The organism is Amycolatopsis jiangsuensis (assembly GCF_014204865.1).
GTDB classification, from domain to species: domain Bacteria; phylum Actinomycetota; class Actinomycetes; order Mycobacteriales; family Pseudonocardiaceae; genus Amycolatopsis; species Amycolatopsis jiangsuensis.
Genome location: NZ_JACHMG010000001.1, coordinates 4,973,243 through 4,993,022 on the forward strand (window position 1 = coordinate 4,973,243; position 19,780 = coordinate 4,993,022).

15 protein-coding genes are annotated in these 19,780 nt (G+C 67.5%); 9 read left to right on the forward strand and 6 right to left on the reverse strand.

All coding sequences use genetic code 11. From position 1 onward, the window contains the following. Nucleotides 1-19 precede the first annotated feature (19 nt). The 4 genes from coaA (at nucleotide 20) to BJY18_RS22410 (ending at nucleotide 3,878) form a co-directional block, all read left to right on the forward strand. Nucleotides 20-952 carry a type I pantothenate kinase gene (gene coaA, locus BJY18_RS22395; RefSeq protein ID WP_184781820.1) on the forward strand — a complete coding sequence of 311 codons (933 nt, stop codon included), beginning with the start codon at nucleotides 20-22 and terminating at the stop codon, nucleotides 950-952. A gap of 160 nt (nucleotides 953-1,112) precedes the next feature. Further along, nucleotides 1,113-1,274 carry a hypothetical protein gene (locus tag BJY18_RS22400; RefSeq protein WP_184781821.1) on the forward strand — a complete coding sequence of 54 codons (162 nt, stop codon included), beginning with the start codon at nucleotides 1,113-1,115 and terminating at the stop codon, nucleotides 1,272-1,274. A gap of 74 nt (nucleotides 1,275-1,348) precedes the next feature. Next, a complete protein-coding gene (locus BJY18_RS22405; protein ID WP_184778676.1) occupies nucleotides 1,349-2,239 on the forward strand; it encodes an IS982 family transposase in 891 nt (296 codons plus the stop codon). Between the two features lie 97 nt (nucleotides 2,240-2,336). Next, nucleotides 2,337-3,878: a hypothetical protein gene (locus tag BJY18_RS22410; protein ID WP_184781822.1), complete on the forward strand. Its 1,542-nt coding sequence runs from the start codon at nucleotides 2,337-2,339 to the stop codon at nucleotides 3,876-3,878. On the opposite strand, the gene BJY18_RS22415 is transcribed toward BJY18_RS22410, so the two are convergent. Then, nucleotides 3,851-5,221 carry a hypothetical protein gene (locus BJY18_RS22415; RefSeq protein WP_312873925.1) on the reverse strand — a complete coding sequence of 457 codons (1,371 nt, stop codon included), beginning with the start codon at nucleotides 5,219-5,221 and terminating at the stop codon, nucleotides 3,851-3,853. The genes BJY18_RS22410 and BJY18_RS22415 overlap by 28 nt on opposite strands. Before the next feature lie 102 nt (nucleotides 5,222-5,323). Between BJY18_RS22415 and BJY18_RS22420 the strand changes: the two genes are divergently transcribed. Next, nucleotides 5,324-5,644 carry a nucleotide pyrophosphohydrolase gene (locus BJY18_RS22420; RefSeq protein ID WP_184781823.1) on the forward strand — a complete coding sequence of 107 codons (321 nt, stop codon included), beginning with the start codon at nucleotides 5,324-5,326 and terminating at the stop codon, nucleotides 5,642-5,644. Here the strand turns inward: BJY18_RS22420 and BJY18_RS22425 are convergent. Then, nucleotides 5,633-7,231 (reverse strand): 3'-5' exonuclease, encoded by a 1,599-nt coding sequence (locus tag BJY18_RS22425; protein WP_184781824.1) that lies wholly within the window; start codon nucleotides 7,229-7,231, stop codon nucleotides 5,633-5,635. The genes BJY18_RS22420 and BJY18_RS22425 overlap by 12 nt on opposite strands. 263 nt (nucleotides 7,232-7,494) lie before the next feature. On the opposite strand from BJY18_RS22425, the gene BJY18_RS22430 reads away from it, so the two are divergent. Together BJY18_RS22430 and BJY18_RS22435 are read left to right on the forward strand one after the other, a co-directional pair. Beyond that, nucleotides 7,495-8,259, forward strand: coding sequence for a thermonuclease family protein (locus BJY18_RS22430; protein ID WP_246458942.1), 765 nt, complete (start codon nucleotides 7,495-7,497; stop codon nucleotides 8,257-8,259). 53 nt (nucleotides 8,260-8,312) lie between these two features. Then, a protein-coding gene (locus BJY18_RS22435) for an IS5 family transposase (protein ID WP_184779869.1) occupies nucleotides 8,313-9,118 on the forward strand; the annotation gives its coding sequence in 2 pieces (ribosomal slippage) (nucleotides 8,313-8,652 and nucleotides 8,652-9,118; 807 coding nt in all). Between the two features lie 56 nt (nucleotides 9,119-9,174). Here BJY18_RS22435 and BJY18_RS22440 read toward each other — a convergent pair. Both BJY18_RS22440 and BJY18_RS22445 read right to left on the reverse strand, forming a co-directional pair. Next, entirely contained in the window at nucleotides 9,175-10,026 is an 852-nt protein-coding gene (locus BJY18_RS22440) for a hypothetical protein (RefSeq protein WP_184781826.1), read from the reverse strand. Continuing rightward, a complete protein-coding gene (locus BJY18_RS22445) occupies nucleotides 10,026-14,066 on the reverse strand; it encodes a PDDEXK-like endonuclease domain-containing protein (protein ID WP_184781827.1) in 4,041 nt (1,346 codons plus the stop codon). The genes BJY18_RS22440 and BJY18_RS22445 overlap by 1 nt, the downstream gene beginning before the upstream one ends. Before the next feature lie 286 nt (nucleotides 14,067-14,352). Here BJY18_RS22445 and BJY18_RS22450 point away from each other — a divergent pair, with 286 nt between their 5' ends. Beyond that, nucleotides 14,353-14,979, forward strand: coding sequence for a response regulator (locus BJY18_RS22450; RefSeq protein WP_184781828.1), 627 nt, complete (start codon nucleotides 14,353-14,355; stop codon nucleotides 14,977-14,979). A 103-nt stretch (nucleotides 14,980-15,082) separates the two neighbouring features. Beyond that, nucleotides 15,083-16,552, forward strand: coding sequence for a hypothetical protein (locus BJY18_RS22455; protein ID WP_184781829.1), 1,470 nt, complete (start codon nucleotides 15,083-15,085; stop codon nucleotides 16,550-16,552). On the opposite strand, the gene BJY18_RS22460 is transcribed toward BJY18_RS22455, so the two are convergent. Together BJY18_RS22460 and BJY18_RS22465 are read right to left on the reverse strand one after the other, a co-directional pair. Next, nucleotides 16,528-18,684, reverse strand: a complete 2,157-nt coding sequence (locus BJY18_RS22460; RefSeq protein WP_184781830.1) for an AAA family ATPase — start codon at nucleotides 18,682-18,684, stop codon at nucleotides 16,528-16,530. The two genes, BJY18_RS22455 and BJY18_RS22460, sit on opposite strands and share 25 nt — an antisense overlap. Before the next feature lie 265 nt (nucleotides 18,685-18,949). After that, nucleotides 18,950-19,755, reverse strand: a protein-coding gene (locus BJY18_RS22465; RefSeq protein WP_184779869.1) for an IS5 family transposase whose coding sequence is annotated in 2 segments (ribosomal slippage) — nucleotides 18,950-19,416 and nucleotides 19,416-19,755 — 807 coding nt in all. Because the reading frame shifts where the segments join, the coding sequence is not laid out codon by codon here. Nucleotides 19,756-19,780: the final 25 nt, after the last annotated feature.

Genomic DNA, 19,780 nt, shown 5'->3' on the forward strand with positions numbered 1-19,780 from the left:
ACGGCCGAGGAGTGTTGCGATGTCACGGGTCCGTGAACTCAGCCCCTACGTCGAGCTGCACCGGGACCAGTGGCGGGAGTTGCGGAGCTCCACCCCGCTGCCGTTGACCGCGGACGAGCTGGTCCGCCTCCGCGGCCTCGGGGAGCAGATCGACCTCGCCGAGGTCGCCGACGTGTACCTGCCGCTGTCCCGGATGATCAACCTCCAGGTCAAGGCGCGGCAACAGCTGTACGAGGCGACCACCACGTTCCTCGGCGAGGACTGCCGGGGCACGAAGGTGCCGTACGTGATCGGCATCGCGGGCAGCGTCGCGGTCGGCAAGTCGACCACCGCCCGGATCCTGCGCACGCTGCTGGCCCGCTGGCCCGACCATCCGCGCGTGGACCTGGTGACCACCGACGGGTTCCTCTACTCCCGTGACGAACTCACCCGGCGCGGCATCATGCACCGCAAGGGTTTCCCGGAAAGCTACGACCGACGGGCGCTGCTGCGGTTCGTGACCGAGGTGAAGTCCGGCGCCCAGCACGTGGCCGCGCCGGTCTACTCGCACCTGGCCTACGACATTCTGCCCGGCCAGGAGCAGGTGGTGGAGCGGCCGGACATCCTGATCGTCGAGGGGCTGAACGTGCTGCAGCCCGGCCCCCGGCTGACCGTTTCGGACCTGTTCGACTTCTCCATCTACGTGGACGCGCACACCGGCGACATCGAACACTGGTACGTCGAGCGGTTCCTGAAGCTGCGGCACACCGCGTTCGCCGATCCGGCGTCGCACTTCCACCACTTCGCCGGCCTGCCCGACGACGAGGCCCGCGAAGAGGCCCGTCACCTGTGGCGCACGATCAACGAGCCGAACCTGATGGAGAACATCAAGCCCACCCGCCCGCGGGCGACGCTCGTCCTGCGCAAGGACGCCGATCACGCGATCAACCGGGTGCGCCTGCGCAAGCTGTGACCGGCTCACCCACACGCCTCTCGTACGTCGCATGGGGTAGCTGTCGGGCTCGTTCTCATCCGTTCGGCCAGTGTGGTCCTAACCACTTGGCCGATACCGGGCGGACCACCTCGAAAGCACCCTGAAGTGGTAACCGACCGGCGAACGAGGGGAGGGCCCGATGTTCACGATCGTGCTGACGTGGGTGGGCGCGGTACTGGGGTTGACGCTGCTGGTGGCGATGGCGGCCGGCACGTTCGTCGTCGACTTCGACGAGGCACTGCGCGAACGCCGGCTGCGCTCGCCGGAGCCGGTGACCGACCAGGCCCATCCGGCCGCCTAGATGAGTGATTCCGTGAAGGTCGTGTGAAGTGGCCCCGAGTGTGGGCATGAGTGGAGGGTGCTCATGATCATTTTGTGAAGAACGACCTGAACACCCTCCTGACGGCACTGTACGTGCTCGTCGATGACCATGTGGTGCTGCCCCGGACCGGCCGGGGACGGCGCCCACTACTCACGGACAGTGAGTTGATCACGCTGGCCACTGCCCAAGTGTTGCTGCGGTATGACTCCGAGCGCCGATGGATTCGCCATCTTCATGCCGACTCCCGGTGGCGTGAATGGTTTGCTCATCTTCCTGGGCAGTCCGGCTACCACAAGCGGTTAAAGGCATCAGAACCGTTGCTGCGCAAGACCATCCTGGCCCTTTCCCTGTGCTGTCCGTCCTGGTTTGACGACATGTGGATCACCGATGCCACCCCGGTGCCGTGCGGGATGTCCCGGGAAACCGTGAAGCGCTCCGACCTGGCCGGCCACGCCAGTTACGGCTACTGTGCGTCACACTCTCGGTGGTATTGGGGGCTCAAGCTTTACCTCGTCTGCGCCGGCGACGGCATGCCGATCATGTGGTGCCTGGCCAACCCGAAACTCGGCGAACGCGAGGTCTTGGCCGCCCTGCTCGAGCACAACCACCACCTCGTTCGTGACGGCCAGACCCTGTTGGCGGACAAGGGTTTCGCCGGCAAGGAATTCAAGAAGCTGACCGCGGCGATGGGGCTGGAGTTGCTGCGCCCGGACCGCAAGGACGAGACCTACCGCAACGGCAACCTCGGCGGTGTCCGTCAACGGATCGAGTCGGTCAACCAGACCCTCAAGGGCCAGCTCGACCTCGAAGCCCACGGCGGACGCACCCCCGCCGGAGTGTTCACCCGCGTCGCCCAACGCCTGCTGGCCATGGCCGCCGGCATCTGGCACAACTGGAACACCGGCCTGACCAGCAAACGATCACTCATCGCCTACGACCACTAACACTAACTTCACGGAATCAGCCGTCTAGCGCCACCGCGGTGCGCGCAACCGCGGACCCCCGGCGCGGCCCGGCGGAGGATGGACGACGATGTCCGGCATGAGTCCGGTCAGCCGCGCCCGCAAGAAGAGTTCCCAGCCCGCCAGCCCCAGTGTCAACGGCCTGTTCAAGGACGTGCTGCGGGACTTCTCCGCAGTCGCCGCGGAACCCGGCCCGTTCGACGTCGAACTCCTCGCCTCCGAGGTGATCGGGCAGTGGGCGGAGGCCGACCCCGAGGACCGGCTCGGGCTGGAGCTGATCGCGTTCGCGCAGCGCAAGATCACCCCGGGGGCGGCCGCGCTGCTCGCCGCGCTGAAGGTGCTCGCCGAGACCGGTGAGGAGCGCGCCGCGGCTGCCGAAGCTCTCGCCGTCGTGCTCGGCCGCGGGATTCCGGAGCCGGAGTGGGCAGGCGAGATCGGCCAGGTCACTGTGGGCGAGTGCTGGCGCACCGGCGACGTCTACGGGGACGAATCGTCGTTGCTGTGCGTGTTTTCCCGCGGCGAGGCGACTCTGGGCCTGCTCGCGCTGCTCGACTTCACCGAGGGCGGCCGGGTGCGCGACCTCGTGGTGATCGAGGAGCCGCACGAGGTGCTGGCCGAAATGCGTGGCCAGGCCGAGGAGGACCGTGACCTGGTCGTCCTGGACAAGGTCGAACCGGCCGACGCGCACCGGCTGCTGGCCGAGGGCATCGCCGCGACGGACGCGCTGTCCGAACCGGAGGTCGGCGAGGACTACGCGCGCTTCCACGCCGTGGCGCTGACCTGGTGCCGCTGTCTGCCGGAACCGTCGGCCACCGAGGCGGTGGCCGCCTGGTCGCCGGTGCGGCGCACCGAGGCCGTCGACCGTTTCCTCGCCGAGTCGAACCTCAGCGATCCCGAATCCGGCCGGGAAATCGCGCGTCTGCTCGTGGAGCACGGCTGCCGCACCGAACCCGCGGACCCGCTGCGCGTGGGCCCCGAGAAGCTGGCGCGGTTCCTGGAGTCGCTGCTGGACGGCGAGACCGAACTGGAGGACGAGGACGCGGTCGCCCCCGTCGTACTGGCCTGGGCCGCGTGGGGCGCACGCCGCGCCGAGCTGTCGGACGCCGCGGCGGCCGCGCTGGTCGAGGACGTCACGGAGTACCTGGCCGAGTACCTGGCCGACGACGAGGACGACGAGGACTTCAGCGACTACCTCGACGGCACCGAATCCGCCGAGGAGGTCCTGGCGGTGGTGGCACGCCGCCGTTTCGCGGTCCCGGAGACCGCCGCGGTGATCGGCGACGAGGAACTGACCGACCTGGACCCCGGCGACCCGGAGCAACGCCGCCTGCTGGTGATCGGCGCCCACCCCGAGTACCACGAATCCCTGGCCGCGGAAGAGTTCGACGGCACCGACGGTCTGCGCCTGGCCCTGGAAACGTCCGTGGTGGACCACCTGTGGGACGACGAGCCGCCCGAGGTCTGGGAAGCCGCGCAACGGCTGACCGCCCGTGGCCTGGCCCGGGAAGCGGTGCTGGACCAGCTGGTGACGGTGCTGGAAAGCCAGCTCACCGAAACCGAGGAAGAGGACCGCCTGGACTACGACCTCGACGGCTACCGCGAGGCACTCCGGGAAGCCTGACCCTCCACTGTGGACTGTCCGTGAAGGTCCCTTTCACGGACAGTCTCAGGCCTGGGCGCGCGCGCCTTCGGTACGGCGATCCGCGCGGCCCGGATCTCCGCGACCAGCCGGGTCTTGCGGCGGTGCACGTTCACCAGCTCGGCGACGTACCCGGTGAACTCCTCCGCCGTCCCGGTGCGTTTGTGCAGGGTGCGCAGCTTCTTCAGGTGCTTGGCCGCCTCGCGGTAGGCCTGCGCGTCCTTCTGCTCGATGAGGTGCTCGACCTGGGTGCGGTACACCGGGATCACCTCGTCCGGGTGCGTTGCTTCGCGCGACGCGGCCAGCTCCAGCCGGGACGCGACCGAGCCGCCGAACCGCAGGCACGCCCGCCAGGCGTCGTCCGGACGCTCTTCGGCGAGCAGCGCGCGGACGAGTTCCTCGGCGTTTTCCGAGCTTTCCGCGGCACGTTCGCGCAGCCGGGCGACCGCCGAAACCCGTTGCGTGGTCCAGACTCCTGCCTCGATCGCTGCTTCCCGCAGCGCAGCGTACGTGCCGGACCCGGGCTGCTCGTCGAATTCCTTGCGCCGCAGGGTGACCGCCTCGTCCTTGGGCTCCGGCTTGTGCGGCGTGAGGGCCCTGGCCGCGTACGCGATGGCCTCACTGTGCCGGCCGGCCGCGCGCAGCACGCGCACGATCTTCAGGCTGACGTCCACCCGCGGCGGCTTGGCGGACAGGATCGCGACCAGCCCGTCGACGTCGCCCCGCACTTCGGCGACCTCCTCCTGCAGCCGCTGCGCGACCGTCAGCCGGTGCCCGGTGGGTGCCCCGGCGAGCACTTCGTCCACAGTGGACTTGACTCGTTCGGTGCCGGGTTCGCCGAGGGCGCCCGAGAAATCGGCCAGTTCGACCGGCCGCCCGTCGAAGGACACCTGCAGGAGCCAGTCGGCGAGCAGTTCCGGATCGGGTGGCCGGGCCGCGCACGCCCGCGCGTAGAGCCCGACCGCACGCTCGAACCGTTCCCCGAGGTCGCCGGAGGGATCCCCGTGCCGGTCGAGCATGCCGACCACGTCGTCGACCGCCCGCCGGGCCAGCGGCGCGAGGTCCGCCCGGCTGCCCGCGTCGAGCAGCCGGGCCACGGTGTCCAGGACCGCGCCGATCTTGGCCGCATAGTCCAGGTTCCCGTCGGCCACCGCGGTGTCCAGCAGCCGGTGCGCCTCACTCACCGCACCCGACTGGGTCGCCGCCCGCAGCTCGAGCGAATGCCGTAGCTCAGGGTCACGCCGGGCCTGCGCGTACAACAGGTCGGCGAGCGTCCCCACGTCCAAGCCGCGCAGGTAAGAAGACACATCGGGGGGACCGCTCACGCCTCCAGTCTGCCGTATCGATCCGGACGCGCGTGTGGGCCAACGGCGTAGTCTTTTCGGCGTCTTTTCGACCCGGTCACGCACCCGTGGTAACCAGACGCGGTGACCCTCGACGATCTGACCCGGCGCCTGCGCGAGTTCGCCGCCGCCCGCGACTGGGAGCCCTTCCACACCCCGAAGAACCTGACCATGGCCCTCTCCGGTGAGGTGGGCGAGCTGACCGCGCTGTTCCAATGGCTGACCCCGGAAGAATCCACCCGGTGGCGCACCGACCCGGCCCAGGAGTTCAACGTCGAGGACGAGATCGCCGACGTGACCCTGTACCTCCTCCGGCTCGCCGACGTACTGGGCATCGACCTCCTGGCCGCCGCAAACGCCAAGGTGGACCGCAACGAGAAGCGGTTCCCACCGTTACCGCGATGAGCCGCGCAGCCGGCTCTCTTCCTCGACATACCAGCCACCGACGAGCGCCCCCACGCCGAACACCGCTATCACGATTCCTGCGCCGACGCCGGCACCACCGAACAACGCCACCACAGTAACGAGCATCAAGACCAGTCCTCCGGCCATCAATGCACGACCTGCGAAAACGCCTCGGGGCGACGTAGCTGCGACCGCTGCGGGGCGGGTGGGCGTGGACGTACGCCGGCTCGACCCCGCGTTGCTCTCCGCTGGAGGCGGCACGGGCTCAGCTTGAGCGGTCACCTGCTCGGAGATTGGCACCGCTTCAAGTACCTGGCGTTCTGGCGCTGTATCCGGCCGACCGGTGGGTAGCGCCTTGGTCCGTGGTACGGCGTGCTCGAAGCCGAGTGCGGCCGGTGCAGCCGCCAGCTCGAGCACCTGCGCACCCAGCTCGACGGCTCTCGGAACACGCGGGTCCGTCCCCGGCACATCTGGGCCATAGACCAAGTGTGTAACCGACGCGGTCAGCTTCTTGGCCAGCTGGACCCCTTCAGCGAGTATCTGTGCGCGCAACCGGTCGGCACCGGCGCTTGCGCCCAGGACCAATACCCGGGTGGCTTTTCGCCGACCGCCAGTGGGGCGAAGGTCCATCACCACCTCCGAAACCCCGAGTGCACCGGCGATCTGATGCAACTCGCGATGTTCGTCGGCAGTGACCACACCATCCGACTCCGCCACCGCCCGCACCGCGGAGGCGAACTCGACATGGAGCCGGCGCACCTCCACCTCGGGTATCCCCGCCGCTGCGGCCAGCCGAGCGAGCGACCACCCTTCGTCCTCCGAAAGGAACTGATCGCTTACCGCCTCGGCGAGGAGATCGAGATACGCCTGGGTCGCCGTCGCGCCGGCGCCGCCGGAGTCGGTGGAAATCCGGTCCACCACGCCGGCCATCCAGCCTTTCTCCACCATGGCCTCGTCCGGTCTGCGCATGATCGTCGCGCCGCCGGCGAACCGGGGTAACGAGGGGAAACGCGGTGCCGAAGCGAACCCCAGCCCGTGCACACCGGCCAACGCGAGCACCACCTGCGCACAAGCCCGTGCAGACGGCGCAGCGAGGTATCCGGGAAAGTCCGCGATACCGAGCGCATGCGCGACGGTGGCAAGGCGGTAGTTGGGCAGCCGCAGGGTGGTCCGAGCCGCGTCGACGAGCGAAACACCGGGCAAGGCCGGCAGCGTAACCCCCAGCCGGGTCACTTCCGCGTTCAGGAAAGCTCGAGTCGACGGCAGGTCGTGCAGCACGACGATGGCGTTTCGGCACAGGTCGAGCATCGGTCCGAGGACGTCCGCGAACCCAGGCGCACCTTGGAGGTCCATGCCGGTGATCCGGTGCGGGCCACGCCATCCGGCGGCGCGGCGTTCCTGCGGGTCGACCAAGGTCGAGAACTCTCCGAGGAGGGTCCCGTCACCCCGGTACCGCACGACACCGACCTCGATGATCCGCCCGCTACGCAGACCGGTGGTCTTCACGTCGATCGCGGCGAACTCGAGATCTTGGGCAGAAATCCGGCCGCTCGGGATCAGCGGCACTACTTCAATCAAGTCGGCCATCGTGCTCGCGCTTCCTCTCCGGCGATTCCGGAAAATATCGCCCACGTCCGCTGATTCGTCACCACATCCGGCTCGAAAACCAGCTTTTGTGACGGTCTTGTGACCAAATTCCTCGGCTGTTCAGGTGATGATGAACAGTTGCGCGTCTCGGGCGTAACGCCGACCTGGGTTTCCGCGAAGACCCTTCGGCACACCGAATCCAGAAACGAGGATTTCCGCCCATGCACCCGACCCCGGATCTCTCGGCACGCCCGCGGAAGCGGATGCCGAAGTGGCTGATGAGCACTCTCGGCGTTTTCGCGATCCTGTTCGTACTGGGTGCAGTCTTCGGCAAGACGCCGGAACCGGCACCGCAGCCAGTGGCCGCACCAGCCGCCTCGGCCGAAGTGATTCCGCCGAGCACCTCGGTACCCCCACCGATCACCTACCGCGTAAGCCAGGTGACCGATGGGGCCACAGTCGAACTCGCAGGCAGCGACGGCAGCCACCGCACAGTGCATGTGCTCGGAATAGCCGTCGCGACTGGGAGCAACTGCTATGCCGCGGAGACCGCCACGTGGGCCACCACGAAGCTGATCGGTTCGACCGTACACATCACCACCGACACTGCCACCGGAGTGGCGTTCAGCTTGGACGATGGCACCGATTACGCCACTGCCGCGCTCGAAAACGGTTACGCTCAGCTCGCCTCCGACGCAGCCTCGGCCACGCTGCGCGACGCGGAAACCGTCGCCCGTCAAGCAGTCAGCGGGCTGTGGGCCGCACCGTGCAAAGGGCTGATCACCGCACCGACCCCGCAACCCCCGGCCCAGCAAGCGAAGCCTGCGCCCACGAAAAAGACCACCACGCATGCGGCACCTCCTCCTCGGACGACCGAAGAAGAACCTGCGCCGGCACCCGCACCCGAATCGATCTACTATAAAAACTGCGCTGCCGCGCGAGCCGCAGGCGCGGCACCGCTTCATGCCGGCGAACCCGGATACAGTCGCAAACTCGACCGCGACGGAGATGGTGTCGCCTGTGAATAAGAGCGTGTCTCACTTGGTTGTTGGTTGAGGTGTGGGCATGATCATGAGCTGTGATGGACGAGTTGTCGCGACGGCTGGTGCCCGACGAGTTGTGGGCGCTGGTCGAACCGTTGATCCCGCCGGGAAAGACGCGCCCGCAGGGTGGCGGCATGTCACGAGTGGGCGACCGGGCGGTGTTCACCGCGATCGTGTTCGTGCTGACCAGCGGCTGCGCCTGGCGACATCTGCCGCCCAGCTTCGGGGTCACCGTGCCGACAGCGCATCGGCGGTTCACCGAGTGGACCAAGGTCGGCCTGTGGCGCGATGTGCACCGGGCGGTGCTGGACGAACTTGGCGGCAAGGGCATGATCGACTGGTCGCGTGCGGTCCTGGACGGAGCATCCGTCAGGGCCAAAAGGGGGGCGGTCTGACCGGTCGGAGCCCGGTCGATCGCGGCAAGCCCGGCTCGAAGATCCATGTGCTGTCCGACCGGGCCGGACTTCCGTTAACCGTTGGGATCTCCGCGGCCAACACTCACGACAGTCACGCGCTCAGACCCTTGGTCAACGCGCTGCCGCCGATCCGGTCTCGCCGCGGACCGCGCCGCCGGAAACCGGCCAAGCTCCACGCCGACAAGGCCTACGACATCCCAGCCCTACGCGACTGGCTCCGCCGGCGCGGGATCATCCCGCGCATCGCCCGCAAAGGTATCGAATCCACCGAGAAACTCGGAAGACACCGGTGGGTGATCGAACGGTCCATCGCCTGGCTGACCAGCTACCGGCGCCTGACCATCCGCTACGAACGCAAACCCAGCCACTACCTCGCCTTCCTCACCCTCGCCGCCACCATCACCTGTTACAAGAAACTCGCCAAATGAGACACGCTCTAAGTGAGCATTCGGTGGCGCCGGCCCGTACCGACGCCACCGACAATTCACAACGGAGCGATATTCTCCTCGAGATCGTTCAACAGCGCGTGCATCGGTCCCCAGCAGAGCATTACGCTGTCCCGGTCGAACCTAGGCTGCTCCGACAATTCTTTGCGTGGGTGCACGAAATTGCGGAAGTCGCGTACCGTGTCCACGAATTTCGCAGCATCGAGCTGAATCCAGTCCTTACCGTGCGCAAGGTCGATCAGCTCCTTGAGGCTGACTCTCCCGGCGTCTTTACGTCCACCTTTTCCGCGAGGATCCGGGAACCCTTTTTCGCGCAGTTCCGCATCGCGTTCCAGCAACAACTGGAGCAACAATCCTTCGACCAGGCTGCCAATACCGATCACAGCCATCGTATAGGCGCCCCCGGACTCGCAAATCCGGGTCTCGTCGAGCCGGCGCACCAGCATGTCGACAGTCACCGGGTCGGCGAACAACCGTTCCAGGCGGTTGCGGAAGTCCGCGGGCTCACTGAACGTCGCCCGAGTCCCGTCCTTGCTGAGCTGACCGATCACCGGCCGGCCGGACACATAGGTCACCACCAGGTCCTCCGGAGCCAGCTTGTCATTCACCGTAACCCGGAATTCCTCGGCGACCACCGCGCCGCCGTCATACTCGATCGGATCGCAGACCCGGCACAGCAACCGCTCGATCTCCGCCCGGTCTTCCCGGCGTTCCTCGATATGTTCTCGCAACCACGGAATCCGTGGAGACCCGTCGTACTCCGGCGGGTCCACCCAACCGGCGTTTGCCAGCAGCTCGGCCAGCTCCGCGCCTCGGCGTTCGTAGGGACCGCCGAGATCGGCGATCGCCTCGGCCAGCTTTCCGATCGTACGCGGGTCGAGCGGGAACATCAGTTCTCCTTCTTGTCGGCTAGGTCCTGAGCTATCTCGACGGCCCGGGTGAGCCGGGTGACGATCTTCTGGCCCCGCCGCTTGAACCCGAGCTCGGTCATCGCCTGCTGTAGGCGGACTTCCCGATCGAGCAACAACAGGTCGGACATCAACCAGAGGCAAAGCTCGATCAGCTGCGCCTCGCTGTACTCCTGGATGGGCGACCCAGCGGGCACATTCGGTCGCGGCCCACGCTCGGCAGCAGCCGGTACCACCGGCGCAGCGGGTACAACCGGTGCCGCCTCGACCCGTTCGGCATCCGGATCGGCCATCGCCTCCTCCCACGCCTTGACGATTCGGTCTGTCTCGGCAACCGGGTCGGCAAACCAGGCCGATGACCACAACCGGTGAAACCGCCACCCCAGGTGCTCGAGGTGCGCTTGCCGGAGCCGATCCCGGTCCCGCGCGCTCGGCGACCGGTGATAACGCTCGCCATCGGCCTCCACCGCGAGCACCATGCGGCCGGGCGTGCTGCGATGGGCAAGCGCGAAGTCGATGCGATATCCGGAAAAACCCCACTGCGGGTGCACCGGCACACCGCGCCCTCGCAACGCAACTTCGATGGCCTGCTCGAACCCATTGAGTTCGACCTGCTCGATGCGACCGACCTCGTCGATCCGGCCGTGCGCAGCGGCGAACTCCAAGTACCTGCGCAGCAGTTCGGTACCGGTGACCCGATCCGACGGTTCAAGGTCATGCGCGGTGAACGACGACACCACGGTCATCCGCCGCTTGGCTCGAGTGACCGCAACGTTGAGACGTCGTTCACTTCCATCGAAGTTGAGCACCCCGAAACCGGTACGGTTCACCTTCCCGGTCGCATCTCTGGCGACGCCGACGCTGAGGATGATCGCGTCCCGTTCGTCCCCCTGCACGCTTTCCAAGTTCTTGACGAAGAACCGGCGACCGACCGGCACTTCGGCAGAGAAGAACCCGGCGAGTTCCGGAGACTGCCCGCGGGCTTCTCGTAACGCTCGTTCGATCCGTGCCTGGTGGGGGGCTCCGGGAGTGATCACGCCAAGGCTCTCATCCGGCCGCGAACGCGCGTGTTCGAGCACCAGCTCCACTACTCTGGCGACTTCGGCGGGTGCTGAACCACGTTGCCCAGGCGATGCCGCACCGTCCACCACTTCCAAGGTGACCGGGCTGCCCTGGTGCGCACCGGGAAAAGTGACCAGGCGATCGCCGTAGATTTCTCGGTTGGAGAAGGCGATGAGCCGCTCGTCGGCACTGCGGTAGTGCCAGCGCAACATCTGGCTGTTCGGCAGGACCGGACGCAATGCGGTGAGCACCGACTCGTAGTCTGAGAGCTCCTCGATGTCCGCATCGTCTTCGCCGGTTTCATCGTCGACCAGCACCTTGTCGAAATAGCTGCTCGGCGGCAGTTGCCGCTCGTCTCCGGCCACCACAAGCCGGTGTCCACGCATGATCGAGGTGATCGCATCGTGTGGCCGGATCTGGCTTGCCTCGTCGAAGACCACCAGGTCGAACAGGCGCTCGGCAGGCAACATCCGGCTCACCACCAGCGGTGACATCGCCCAGCACGGCCGCACAGCCAGTAGTACGTCCGGCGCCCGCTCGACCAGTTTGCGGATGGGCAGGTGCCGAGAACGCAGACTTGCCTGCCGCTTGAGCACTTGCGCCTGTGCCGAGAAGGTGTCCCGTGCCTCCATCGCCTGCCGAGCCACGTGCCGCCGCACCCGAGCCGCGGAGAGCTGCAGGTGCGCGTGGTCGGCTTCCCGGAACTCCGCCAGCACGCGCGTCTGCTGATCGGCCACGAATTCACGCAACGCCGGTACGGTCAGGCGTAGCTCGACCTCGACCGACTCCAGCCAGGCTCGCTCGAACGCCGTCCAGGCCTGGTCCGGGTCGAGCCGTTGCTCGGCGATCTGTTTCACCAGACTGCCGAGTCCCAGCCGACCGAACTCATCGGCCAGTGCGGTCAACGTGGGCATCTGGATCAAAGTCTCGCGATCGCCGGACAGCTCGGACAGCGCACGTTCGATGTCCGGGGTGGTGCCGGTCTCCAGAACAGGACTGCAGGCCGAGGCCGCAACCGCGGCAAGCTGGCGACGCAACTCGGTGTACTGCCCCATCATCTCGGCCAAACCGGTCACGTGTGCCGGCTGAGTGTGCACGCCGCCCAGCGCGCGCCACCGGTCCCGTTGCTCGACCACCTGAACCAGACATGCGTGCAGCTCAGCGCGCTTTCGAAGACCTTGAGTGGACATCGCACGCAGTTGCTTCAAGAAAGCTCGGCGGTGCTTCCAAGACATCGTCCGCTGGTCCTTCGCCCGGGTGGCCCGATCCGCCGTCGCGAACCAGAAGGCCTCGAGCTGAGTTCCGAAAATGTCCGAGCCGAAGGCCTGCACTGTGCCCGACACCTGGTCGAGAAGTTCGAGCACCACCTGCCAACCGGAGATGTCCCGGGGTTCGGCCAGACCAGTCCGGCCCAGCAAAGCTCGCATACCGGACTTGCCGTTCTGCAACGTCTTGCCGGCGAGCTCGTCGAGTTCCACAAGCACCCGCCGCACGTCGCCCTCGGAGCGGATGTTCGCGCGGCACCAGGGCGTTTCCTCGTTGACCACCCGCAAGCCGCCAAGACTGACATACCGCCGCAGCTTGTCCTGGAGGCCGAGCACCACGTCCCGGTTCAACGCCTCGAGCTGCGCACCGCGGAACCCGGTCGCGACCGCCGGGCCGGGCCCGAGCGCCAGTAGCCGTTCCCGCACCTGATATGCGCTCAGCCCCCAGGGGTCGCGTAGTGTGTGTAGCGCGCCGGAATGGTCGAGCAGACGTTGCCGCGAATGGACCAGCCGCTCCTGCACGTGTGCGGCGTCCACCCACCCCTGCTGGGCCAGCCGGTCCAAGCTGTCCCCGAGCTGCTTGGCGACCTCCCGCTTAGTCGCCTTCTGCTGATGCAAGTCGAGCACCAGGCCATCCAGATCGACGTCGGCGAGCCGGTTCACCACCGCTTCAATGGCCGCCTGCTTCTCTGCCACAAAGAGGACTTTCTTCCCCATCGCGGCAGCTCCCGCGATGATGTTCGCGATGGTCTGGCTTTTTCCGGTACCTGGGGGTCCCTCGAGAAAAACGTGCCGCCCGGCCAACGCGGCGGCGATCGCGTGATGCTGTGAAGAATCAGCATCTTGGACGAGAAACTCCTCCGAAGGAGGTGAATTGTCGACGGACGGCGCGACGAAGTCCGTGGATTCTTGCGCCAGCTCCGTAGCCGCCTGCTGATCACCGGCCAGGGCCGCGATCAAATCGTGGCTCGCCAGTAGTTCCGTTGCCGCAGCCAGGTCCTCGACCATGGGCAACTTCGCGTAGTTGAAGACCCCGACCACCACGGCACGTTCCAGAGTCAACTCGATGCCTTGCTCCGCCGCTGTATGCGCGAGCCTGCCGAACACCGCTTCGACCTGAGCCTCCAGACCGGTCTCCTCGGCGAAGACGGCCTCGACGTGAGCTGCGAACTCTTCCGGCTCCACCGCCACTCCGTACTCTTCGTTGAGCACATGCAACAGAATCGGGTTGACCTCGAGGTCGTCGGTGGCTTCGAGGGTGTAGTCGCTCTCGGACGCGGTACGGGGCCGGATCGCCATCGGACGCAGGAGCAGCGGTGCCCGAAGCCGGAGTACCGGCTTTGCTCCTTTGTGCTGCTCAGGAGACGTGCGGACGAAGCCTGATGCCAACCGTCCGACCTCGACTCCCTGTTCCTCCTCGAACAACTGGATCTTCCGGCTGAGCGCCCGTGCGCGGACACAGGCTTCACGGTGCCGCTGCTGGTCCGGGAAGAGCTTGCGCAACGGCACTTTCTCCCCTGCCAGGACCGCCGCCGCCACGACCGGATCAGCGTCGGTGAGGTCGAGACTGCCCTGCTTCGTGTTCTTGAACGCGAGCATCGTGTTGGACGTGGTGAAGTCGATCAGCCTCTTGCGCCATCCTTCGGCGGCCCCAGCGACCAACTGGAGCCGCCGCGGATCGATCTCCGCGGTCATCCCGCTTCCCCTCGGCAGAACGGTTGTCGGACCTGGTATCGCCCAGGGCCCGTCGTTCTGCGACGAGCCGTACAGAATGACAGATCGGTGCGCCTCGGCGAAAGAGGCACCTCGGCACACCATTCCGCGACACCGAGAGAAAGGATCGCCGAAGCGGGTGGATTCGTGTCATCGATTGCACAAGATCCACTCGAACGGCCGCTTCCGGCCGCCGATCCGCAACCGGCTCCCGTGTCCTGCGGCACCACCGGCAGCCACCCCGCCGCGATCGCCGTAACCTGGACAGATGCCGATCCAGGTGTTGCTCGTCGACGACCACGAACTGGTCCGGAGGGGGTTGCGCGACCTTCTCGGTGACGAGGCGGATCTCGAGGTCGTCGCCGAGGCCGGGAGTGTCGAGGAGGCGCTCGCGGTGGCCATGCACGTCGAGCCGGACGTCGCCGTGGTCGATGTGCGGCTCGGGGACGGGGACGGCATCACGCTGTGCCGGGAGCTGCGGTCCAAGCCGAACCCGCCGGCCTGCCTGATGCTCACCGCGTTCGACGACGAGGAGGCGATGGTCGGCGCGATCATGGCCGGGGCGTCGGGCTATCTGCTCAAGCAGGTCCGCGGCCAGGACGTGGTCAACGCGGTGCGCGAGGTGGCCGCCGGCCGGTCGCTGCTCGACCCGGTCAGCACCGCACGCGTGCTCGACAAGCTGCGCCATCCGCCCACCGACGAGCTGTCCACCCTCACCGACCGTGAGCGGGACGTGCTGGAGCTCATCGGGCAGGGACTGTCCAACCGCGAGATCGCCGAACGCCTGTTTCTGGCCGAGAAGACGGTCAAGAACTACGTCACGTCGGTGCTGGCCAAGCTCGGCATGCAACGCCGCACCCAGGCCGCCGCGTGGATCGCCCGCCGCGGCAAGTGATGGCCGAAAACGCAACCCCCCCCCGTCGTTCTGGCGAAAAGTCCCGGTTGACCCGGCCTACGACCACTGGCTCACCTACCGCGTCGAGCGCCGGGTCCTTGTGGTGGCGCGCACGGTCACTACGCTGACCCGGCTGCTCGACATCTGCTCGCTGTTCGACGATGACCACCGGGTGCAGGTCGCGTTCACCTTCGCCGAGCGCGAGCGGGCGGTGTTCGCCGCTGGGCTCGAGCAGTTCCTGTCGAGCCTCGAAGCGGTGGTGCTGCCCTGGGAGCAGGCGGTGCGGACGAGGTTCGACCTGGCGGTCGCCGCCAGCGAGAACGACGCGCTGGACCGGCTGGACTGCCCAGTCCTGCTCGTACCGCACGGGATCGGGCACCAGAAGTACTACCCAGGCAGCACCACGGTCTCCGGCCTCAACCCGGACCGGTTGCGTGGCGAACACGTCCGCGTCGGGCTGTCGCATGCCAACCAGCTCGGCCGGCTCGAACCCGAGGTGGCCGCGCGGGCCGTCGTGATCGGCGATCCCTGTCACGACCGGATGCTCGTGAGCGCGCACCGCGTGCCGCGGTTCCGCCGGGCGCTCGGAGCCGGTGCGCGCCGGCACGTGGTGCTCGCCTCGACTTGGGGTCCGCAGTCCCTGCTCGGCGCGAACCCACTTCTGCCGCAACGGTTTCTGTCCGAGCTGCCACTCGACGATTACCAGGTGAGCCTCGTGCTGCACCCGGGGGTGTGGTCCGCGCACAGTCCGCATCAGGTCCGCGCCAACCTCGCCACCGCGATCCGCGGCGGGCTCACCGTCATCCCGCCGCAACACGGCTGGCAGGCGGCGATCCTGGCGGCCGAGCTGGTTGTCGCCGACTGTGGATCGATGCCGCTTTACGCGACGGCCGCGCAGGTCCCGGTGCTGCTCGGCAGTCCGGTCGCGGACACCGTGGTACCCGGTTCGCCACTGGCGAATCTGGTCGCCGCGGCACCTCGGCTCGACGATTCTCCCCTCCCGGCCCAGCTCGACCACGCGATCGCCGGCGGGCCGGTCGCCGACGTGGCCGGGCAGGCGGTGGAATACGCCGGCAAATGCGCGGAGATCCTGCGTCCGCTGTTGTACGAACTGCTCGACCTCGACGCCCCGGCGTGGCCGGCTGTGTTCCCGCCGATCGCCGATCCGGTGCCGGAACGCCAACCGGTCGCCGCTTTCCGCGTCGGCGTCACGCCCGATGGCCGCACCGTGGCCCGTTTCCCGGCGGCGGTACCCGGGCGCCCGTTGCCCGGACAGCACGTGGTGGCGCATGGCGAGCTCGCGACTCTGTCCGAATTGGAGGGTGCCGACGTGGTATATCGCGAGGCCGCCGGCGACTTCGCCTCCTGGGCGACGGAAACCGCCCACCACCGTCCGCACGCCCGGCTGATCGCGGAGATCGCGCCTGACGTGTGTCGGGTATGGACGGACGGACAGGTGGTCGAGCTGCCCACCGAACCCGGTGCCGACCCGCTGATCGCCGTGTCACGAGCACACTGGCGGACGGTGCGACGTCTGCCGCTCACGGATCAGCTGCCGAACCACAGCTTGTGATACAGCCGTGCCCGCCGCGGGTGGCGGGCAGTTTCGTATCGTTGCCAGACTCCTGACCAGTACTGTCGCGCCTGGTCCGGATCACCGGCACGCCAAGCCGCGTCGCCGAGTGCTTCGCTGATCTCGAGGTCGTACTGGTCGCTTCGGGCCTCGTTCGCCAGCCGCCACACCTCCGGCAGCAAAGCGCGCGCGCCGGCAGTCTGCCCGGTCTCCGCGAACGCCTTGGCCCGCACGAGCAGGACCTGCGCGAGATTGCGCTTGTCCTCGTCGAGCGTGTTCTGCTCGGCTTCTTCGAGCAACCCCACCGTTTCCTGCGCTCGGCCGAGCCCGACGAGCACGTTGGCCAGCATGCGAGCGTGCAGCCCTCGTCCACGGTGCCGCTTTCCTGGCACGCTGAGCCGCCGGCTGATTTCGAGCGCACGGAAATAGTAGCCGAGCGCTTCCTCGAGTTGTCCTTGTTCCCGGTGGAAGAGGGCGCGGAACTCGGACACGGACGCAGCGAGCTGCTGGTGGAGATCGGTGCCCGGGTCCGGGATCCGGCGCAGCTCGGCTTCGGCACGATCGAAATCCTTGGCGGCGAGGGCGAACTCACCGAGCAACGACAGCACCCGGCCGTGCTGGCTGACCATCCGCGCGAGCAACGCCGGCTCGGTGGTCGCGGCGATGCCGTAGCTCAGGATTGCTTCGAACTCGCGGTGTACGTTGCGGTGCAGTGGCACGATTTCCAGCGCACCGCACAGCTGCGTGAGTTCGTGGTGGAAGCCGCGCTGGTAGGCGGCCGCGGCCAGCGCACGCAAGACCGGCATCTCGGCGGCCAGCCAGTCGACCTCCGGGACGATGTCCGCACTGGCCGGGACCGCCGTGTCGTACACCCGGAACCGATCCGGATTACTGGTGTCGGCGCGAACTGCCCGCCCGACGTAAAACCGGAGCAGGCGGGCGAATGCCTCGTCCACGCCGCTGGTGTCTCCGGTGCGCAGCACCGCCTGGCGCGCCTGACTGCCGAGGCGCCACCGACCGCCCGGTTCGGCGGTGAGCAGAACCTGCGCCTGCAGCTCGATCAGCGCCTGCGTACCTGATCGTCCCAAGAGGACACTCACCAGCTCGGGTGTGAAGCTGGGGCCGGGAAAGGCGGTGAGCAGGCGGCACAACTCACCGGCCTCCGGGCTGAGCCCGGCCACCAGTTCGTCATACGCCCGGCTGACCTTGCCGAGCTCGGCACCGCCGGCAAGTTCCCGCGCGACGTCGGTGAACGGCCGCGGTGTGAAGTTTTCCCGTTGCCGCGCCGCATGTCCCGCGGACACGATGGCCGGCGGAATCCGGTCGCACTGCGCCAGCAACGCCTCGACGCCCTGTGGGTCCCGCGCCAGCAGCTCGGCGCCACACAGTTGCTCGAGCAGCTGGCGATCGGCGCCTGGTTCGAGCTGGCCGAGCGCTACGGGCGTGGAGAAGCCGAAGATGAAGTCGTCGGCCGGCCCGGACGTGAGCGCGAGGATCAGGCTCATCGGGGCGGGCGGGATCAGGCCATGGAGCTCCCCGGCACTTTCCGCGTTGTCGAAGACAAGCAGTAACCGCAAGGGTTCCAGCGTCGCCTCGTATTGCGCGGCCAGCTCCTCCCCCGTGGTGCCAAGCGTCTCGATGCCGAGCCTGGACAGCACGTACGTCATGATCCTGCTGCGCGCCAACGGCATTCCCGGGCCGTCGCGATAGTCGGCCAGGTCGACGAGGAGGGCACCATCGGGATAGGCGCCGCCCGCGCCGGTGGTTTCGGTGGCGAATCGCTTGACGAGCGCGGTTTTCCCAATCCCGGGCGGACCACACAGCACGGCGCACCCGTTTCGCCCGGCCAGCTGCCCCCACGCGCCGAGCCGGTCGACGAACGGCCCCTCGTTGTCCGCGATCCGCGGCTTGCGCCGCTTCTCCGGCACCTCGCGTTCGATGAGCTTCGCCAGGTCACTAGCCGCTTCCGGGTTCTCCTCGAGCAGACGGCGCACGGCGCGCTCCACCGCGGCCGGCTCGCGGGCCACCCGGTTCGTGAACCGTTTCCACAGGTACTCGGCGACCTTTCCGGTCGTCGTGAAAGCCAAGACGACGCTCTGTTTGACGAGCTCCGCCTGCCACTCCTCACTCACTTGCTTCCCCCTCGCACTGGTGTTCGTCATCCACGCTAGCAGCGTGCGTGGGCCACGTCACTGTCCGTGAACCAACGGAAGAAAATCAGCCTGCTGGCCGATCCAGCCTCGAGTTCCGTCACGGGTCGTTCGACCGGGGTCGGCCAGATTCACTCCATCGAGAGTCGAATGAATGTTCGATCTGCCGATATCATCGGATGCGACCCCAGAAGGGAGTGTTCGCAGATGACTCGTGAAGGTTGAGTGTCTCGTCTTAGAGCGTGTCTCATTTGGCGAGTTTCTTGTAACAGGTGATGGTGGCGGCGAGGGTGAGGAAGGCGAGGTAGTGGCTGGGTTTACGTTCGTAGCGGATGGTCAGGCGCCGGTAGCTGGTCAGCCAGGCGATGGACCGTTCGATCACCCACCGGTGTCTTCCGAGTTTCTCGGTGGATTCGATACCTTTGCGGGCGATGCGCGGGATGATCCCGCGCCGGCGGAGCCAGTCGCGCAGGGCTGGGATGTCGTAGGCCTTGTCGGCGTGGAGCTTGGCCGGTTTCCGGCGGCGCGGTCCGCGGCGAGACCGGATCGGCGGCAGCGCGTTGACCAAGGGTCTGAGCGCGTGACTGTCGTGAGTGTTGGCCGCGGAGATCCCAACGGTTAACGGAAGTCCGGCCCGGTCGGACAGCACATGGATCTTCGAGCCGGGCTTGCCGCGATCGACCGGGCTCCGACCGGTCAGACCGCCCCCCTTTTGGCCCTGACGGATGCTCCGTCCAGGACCGCACGCGACCAGTCGATCATGCCCTTGCCGCCAAGTTCGTCCAGCACCGCCCGGTGCACATCGCGCCACAGGCCGACCTTGGTCCACTCGGTGAACCGCCGATGCGCTGTCGGCACGGTGACCCCGAAGCTGGGCGGCAGATGTCGCCAGGCGCAGCCGCTGGTCAGCACGAACACGATCGCGGTGAACACCGCCCGGTCGCCCACTCGTGACATGCCGCCACCCTGCGGGCGCGTCTTTCCCGGCGGGATCAACGGTTCGACCAGCGCCCACAACTCGTCGGGCACCAGCCGTCGCGACAACTCGTCCATCACAGCTCATGATCATGCCCACACC